This window comes from Kitasatospora putterlickiae (genome assembly GCF_039527695.1).
GTDB classification, from domain to species: domain Bacteria; phylum Actinomycetota; class Actinomycetes; order Streptomycetales; family Streptomycetaceae; genus Kitasatospora; species Kitasatospora putterlickiae.
In genome coordinates, this window is record NZ_BAAAKJ010000018.1 from 21,426 (window position 1) to 26,275 (window position 4,850).

5 protein-coding genes and 1 pseudogene are annotated in these 4,850 nt (G+C 72.0%); 4 read left to right on the top strand and 2 right to left on the bottom strand.

Features of this window, described 5'->3' with window-relative positions; all coding sequences use genetic code 11:
* Positions 1-246: 246 nt before the first annotated feature.
* Positions 247-753: a DUF6624 domain-containing protein gene (locus tag ABD308_RS01965; RefSeq protein WP_344324485.1), complete on the top strand. Its 507-nt coding sequence runs from the start codon at positions 247-249 to the stop codon at positions 751-753.
* 414 nt (positions 754-1,167) lie between these two features.
* Here ABD308_RS01965 and ABD308_RS01970 read toward each other — a convergent pair.
* Positions 1,168-1,698, bottom strand: a pseudogene (locus ABD308_RS01970) (P-loop nucleotide/nucleoside kinase family protein); the annotation flags it as partial.
* 28 nt (positions 1,699-1,726) lie between these two features.
* Entirely contained in the window at positions 1,727-1,912 is a 186-nt protein-coding gene (locus ABD308_RS01975; RefSeq protein WP_344324488.1) for a hypothetical protein, read from the bottom strand.
* Between the two features lie 212 nt (positions 1,913-2,124).
* On the opposite strand from ABD308_RS01975, the gene ABD308_RS01980 reads away from it, so the two are divergent.
* From ABD308_RS01980 to ABD308_RS01990, 3 genes are all read left to right on the top strand, one after another.
* Positions 2,125-2,394 carry a hypothetical protein gene (locus ABD308_RS01980; RefSeq protein WP_344324491.1) on the top strand — a complete coding sequence of 90 codons (270 nt, stop codon included), beginning with the start codon at positions 2,125-2,127 and terminating at the stop codon, positions 2,392-2,394.
* Positions 2,387-3,007: a DUF6879 family protein gene (locus tag ABD308_RS01985; RefSeq protein WP_344324494.1), complete on the top strand. Its 621-nt coding sequence runs from the start codon at positions 2,387-2,389 to the stop codon at positions 3,005-3,007. Before ABD308_RS01980 ends, ABD308_RS01985 begins: the two co-directional genes overlap by 8 nt.
* A gap of 175 nt (positions 3,008-3,182) precedes the next feature.
* Positions 3,183-4,850 (top strand): ATP-binding protein (locus tag ABD308_RS01990; RefSeq protein WP_344324497.1); only part of this gene is annotated, 1,668 nt, incomplete at its 3' end.

Genomic DNA, 4,850 nt, shown 5'->3' on the forward strand with positions numbered 1-4,850 from the left:
CGTGCTCCTCGCGCTCGCCTTCGCAACCGTCTTCCTCGGCGTCATCGCGACCGTCCGGATCACCCACTTCGACGACCACACAGGTCCGTCGCCGTTGCGTCGATCCGACTCTGGCTCCGTGGATAGATCAAGTATCCCAATCTCCGGAGGTGCCTGTCACCGTCCTCCGGGAGGATGTTTTGTCGCGTTTTGCACCCTTAAAGTTCCGGATGACCAGGGGGAACCTCCATCTGACTTGGAGTGGGGATGGCATCCGACCTTGCCGCAGTGGCCGCAGAGCTCAACGTGATGGCCGCGGCGGATCACCAGGCCGTGCGCAAGGCGAACAGCGATGACCCGGCGGAGCAGTTGGCGTGGCGTCGACTGACCGCGCGGCACGCGGACCGTCTCAGCGAGATCATGGACGCGCACGGATGGCCGACCGCTCAACTGGTCGGCGACGACGCGGCCCGGGCCGCGTGGCTGATCGCGCAGCACGCCGACCGGCAGCTCGACGTCCAGCGGCGCGCGCTGCGGCTGATGGAGCGGGCCGTGGCCAACGGTGCCGCGAGCCCGCGCGATCACGCCTTCCTGCGGGATCGCACGCTGGTGAACGAAGGGCGGAAGCAGATCTGCGGCACCCAGATCGCCGGCGTGAAGGACGGCTCGCCCATCCCGTGGCCCTGCGAGGATCCCGAGCGCATGGACGAGCGCCGTGAAGAGGTCGGTATCCCACCGTTCGCCGAGTACATCGCCCAGTTCTCGACCGCCTGAGCCACTCCGGCCGTCGCGATCAACCGCAGCCCCACCCTCCCACGCCCACCGCCGATGAGCGGCTCCCGGCAAGGGGCCCTCCCCTCGAAGTCCTGTCGACCCATCGGGCGGGCAGGGCACCCCGTTCCGGTAGCCGTCCCGGCCGAGGGCCCCTGGCGCAGGGGGGCACCTGGCCGCCGACGAGGCGGAGCCTCGCGGCGGACATCCGCACGGGCTCGTGGCGGCCGGCGATGGGCAACAGCGACACCCACTGGAGGGGCAGGTCGGGACCCCCACACGGTGGTCTTCAGCGGGGAGCTGAGCACAGCGGCGGTCCTGGCCGGAATCCGCGCGGGCCGCAACTGGACCGCCGAGTCCGCCGACCCCACGGGGACGTGGCCGCGCTCACCAATCCGATCATCCTCAACTGACCGCTCACACGAACGACGGCCACCGGTCGGCGGCCCACTCCCGCCAGCTCGCCCAGCCGGTCGGCGGGTCGGCGGTGCCGAGACCCGCCAGCTCCGCCGCGTCGGGCTCCTCGAACAGCGCCCGCCCGTACAGGAGGTCGTCCTCGGACAGGGGCAACGTCTCCTCGGGGGTGGTCGCCCAGCGATGGGCGATTCGGGCGCGTTGGGTCTCGTCGTCCACGGGCAGGTAGACCATGCGGAAGCACGCGCCGTCGGCTTCCACCAGCCGGCGGATCGCGGACCGTTCGTCCCGCGCCCAGCAGCCGTAGTCCAGGACGACGTTGGTGCCCAGCCGGACCGCCTCCAGGGCGAGCCAGAGCATGCGTCCTTCCAGCACGTCGCGCTTCCCGTCCGCCTCCACCTGGTCGAACAGGGGGATCATCCAGTCGTCGGACGTCAGGCGCAACGCGCCGTGCTCCGCGGCGAGCCGCCGGGCCCTCGTGGTCTTTCCGGCCCCTGGCAGGCCGACCATCAGGAACAAGGTGGGAGTCATCCGCCGAGAGTGGCAGGGAAGCGAGGTGCTGTCACGACCGGCCGCCGAGGCCCAGCTTCTTCACCCCGAACGGGGAGAAGATCATATGAGCGGCCCAGCCGTGATGGACGAGCGCGATCTGCGAAGGCAAGGGCGTGACCGGATAGTAGGACTTGCCCCGCGACCAGTTCGCGACCAGACCCTCGGTGGTGTCGACCGCGGAGACGACCATCGTCACCTGGACCTTCCCTTCACCCCACGTGTTCCACAGGGCCCACCCCCTCAGGCCGGGCCTCGACCCCGAGCCGGGCGCACGCCTCCTGATAGGTCTCGCCCATGCCGTCCGGCATCGCCCCGGGGCATCCCGGTTTTCACGCTCGCCGTTGACGATGCGTCAGCCAAGTCCGTACGGTGAGTAGCCGACTACTCACCGGACCTCCGGGGGACACGATGAGCCAGCCGTGGGACGCCGACCCCGACGCCGCTCTGACCCGGCGCCTCGGCAAACCGCCGACGGAACTGGGCACCACCGGAGGCCGGGACGGCTGCCCCGACATCTGGGAACTCGACAACGGCGACATCGCCGTCATCGGCCGCGACCTGACCGCCGCCTACCGAACCGGCCTCCCGTACGACGTCACCGTCGGCGAGGGCGAGCGCCTGGTGGTCATCCCCCGAGCCACCCTCCTCTCCGCGAAGGCCGACCTCCCGGATGCGTGACCTCCTCAGCCCCCCACCCGGCGACCGGCTACCCCTCGACGAATACCGCGCCGACTTCCGCCGCCGCGACTTCGCGGTCGACGGCTACGACTCGTGGAAGCTCGAACGCCGCCAGGACTTCCAGGAACCCGAGGACCCCAGCTGGCGCGCCTACACCGAGGGGGACTGGGCGCGGTCCCTCCACCTGATCGACGCCATGCGCGACGACCTGCTCCAACTCGCCCGCACGGCCGCCGACCACGCCACCCGCCTGCTGCGCGTCCGCGTCGTCGAGCTCCCGGTCACCCCCTACCTCGCCTGGGAACTCCACCTGCTGCGGCTGCGGGCCGAGTGCGGCGAACTGATCCGCATCGTCGGCCCCGACCTCGTCGCCCCGCACGAACAGCACGGGCCGCTCCCGGAGCTCGTCACCCTGGGCCCGGACACCGTCTACGACATCACCTACGACGCGACCGGCATCCTCGCCGGCGCGACCCGCTACACGGGTCGCGCCGTCCGCGAGCGGGTCGTGGGGTTCATCGCCGACCTCTACGCCCAGGGCGAGGACATCGCCGACTTCATGGCCCGCGAGGCAGAGGGCCTGCGACCGGCACGCGCCGGGGCGGAGCTCTGAGCCGTGATGCGGGCGACCCGTGACGTGCCGGGCGGGCCACAGTAACTCGTCCGCGCCCATGCCCGGTTCGGCTGACAACCTCGTGTAGGTTCGCGACATCCAAGGACCCGTGCACATCCACGCCGCTCCGCCACCGCCACCACCCACCGGGCGAGGCGAAACCGTCCCGTGGCAGTTGCCCACGGACGTCCGCGGCTTCGTCAACCGCTCGGCCGAGCGGGAGACCATGGACCACCTGCTGGCCGAGCACCCGCGCGGGCCGCGGATCCTGGTGCTCACCGGCACGGCCGGTGTCGGCAAGACCTCCCTCGCCCTGCACTGGGCACACGCCGTCCGCGAGCAGTTCCCGGGTGGCCAGCTGTACGCGAATCTGCACGGCTACGACCCGCAGGAGCCCACCGCCCCCGCCCAGGTGCTCGAACGCTTCCTGCGCGCCCTCGACGTGCCCGCCGCGGCGATCCCCACCGACCTCGAAGCGCTGGCGTCCACCTACCGCTCGCTGCTCGCCGGCCGGCGGATGCTGATCGTGCTCGACAACGCCTCCCGCGCGGCGCAGGTCCGCCCGCTGCTGCCCGGCGCCCCCGGCTGCCTGGTCGTGGTGACCAGCCGCCACCGCCTCTCCGGCCTCGGCGTGCGGGAGGGCGCTCGGCACCTGACCCTGGAGGTGCTCGCGGAGCACGACGCCGTCGAGCTCCTGCGCGCGGTGACCTCGGACTTCCGCAGCGAGGACGACCCCGCCGAGCTCGTGCAACTGGCCCGGCTCTGTGCGCGCCTGCCCCTGGCCCTGCGTATCGCCGCCGAACGCGCCGCCGGTCGGCCGCGGATGCTCCTGAACGACCTGATCCAGGACCTACGCGACGAATCCAGCCTCTGGGACGCGCTCTCCAGCGAGGACGAGGAGGAGTCCGACGCCGTCCGCTCCGTCTTCGCCTGGTCCTACCGCGCTCTGTCGGCCGACGCCGCACGGCTGTTCCGCATGCTGGGCCTCCACCCCACCGGGGAGTTCAGCACCGCGGCCGCCGCCGCACTCGTCGCGACCGGTGCCAGGCAGGCCCGCCGCCTCCTGGACGGACTCGTCGCGACCCACATGGTCGAACAGACCGCCGCGGACCGCTTCCGCTTCCACGACCTGCTGCGGGCCTACGCCGTGGACCAGGCGCGCGGTGAGCAGGAGCCGCAGGAGAGCGAGCGCGCCGTCCTGCGGATACTCGCCTGGTACCTGCACACGGCGGACGCGGCCCAGGCCCGAACCGCGCCCCACGAGCCCCGAGTAGCGCTGGAACCCCTCGATCCGGACGTGGAGCCGACGGCCTTCGACGACGAAGCCACCGCGATGCGGTGGTTCGAGGCGGAACGGGAGAACCTCGCGGCCGCCGTCCGGGCGGCGGCCGCGCTGGGACTGGACGGGTACGTCCACCGGCTGGCGATCGTCCTCCGCGCCTTCTACATGGTGCGCAATCCCTTCCAGGACTGGTTCGAGACCTCGCGCCTCGGTCTGGACGCGGCCCGCCGCGACGGGGACCGGCACGCGCAGGCGGAACTGCACGAGAGCCTCGGCATGGCGTACACGCAGTCCGGCCGCCTCGATCGGGCGGTCGACCAGTACGGGGCCGCACTGGCGATCCGCCGCGAGCTCGACGATCCGGCGGGGGAGGCCCTGACGCTCAACGGGATCGGGCTGTTGTGGCTGCGCCGACGCGGGCTCACGGAGGCACGGGAGGCGTTCGAGCGGGCCGGGGCACTGTTCGGGGCTCTCGCGGACGGCTACTGGGAGCCGCGCACAGCGGTCAACCTCGCCGAGGCCGAGGCCGCGATCGCCGAGCTGCGCGCCCAGGCCGACCGG

What these genes read in the sequence shown, in the direction of transcription:
- ABD308_RS01980 (WP_344324491.1), top strand. Translation starts at nt 2,125, where the DNA reads ATGAGCCAGCCGTGGGACGCCGACCCCGACGCCGCTCTGACCCGGCGC.
- ABD308_RS01965 (WP_344324485.1), top strand. Translation starts at nt 247, where the DNA reads ATGGCATCCGACCTTGCCGCAGTGGCCGCAGAGCTCAACGTGATGGCC.
- ABD308_RS01985 (WP_344324494.1), top strand. Translation starts at nt 2,387, where the DNA reads ATGCGTGACCTCCTCAGCCCCCCACCCGGCGACCGGCTACCCCTCGAC.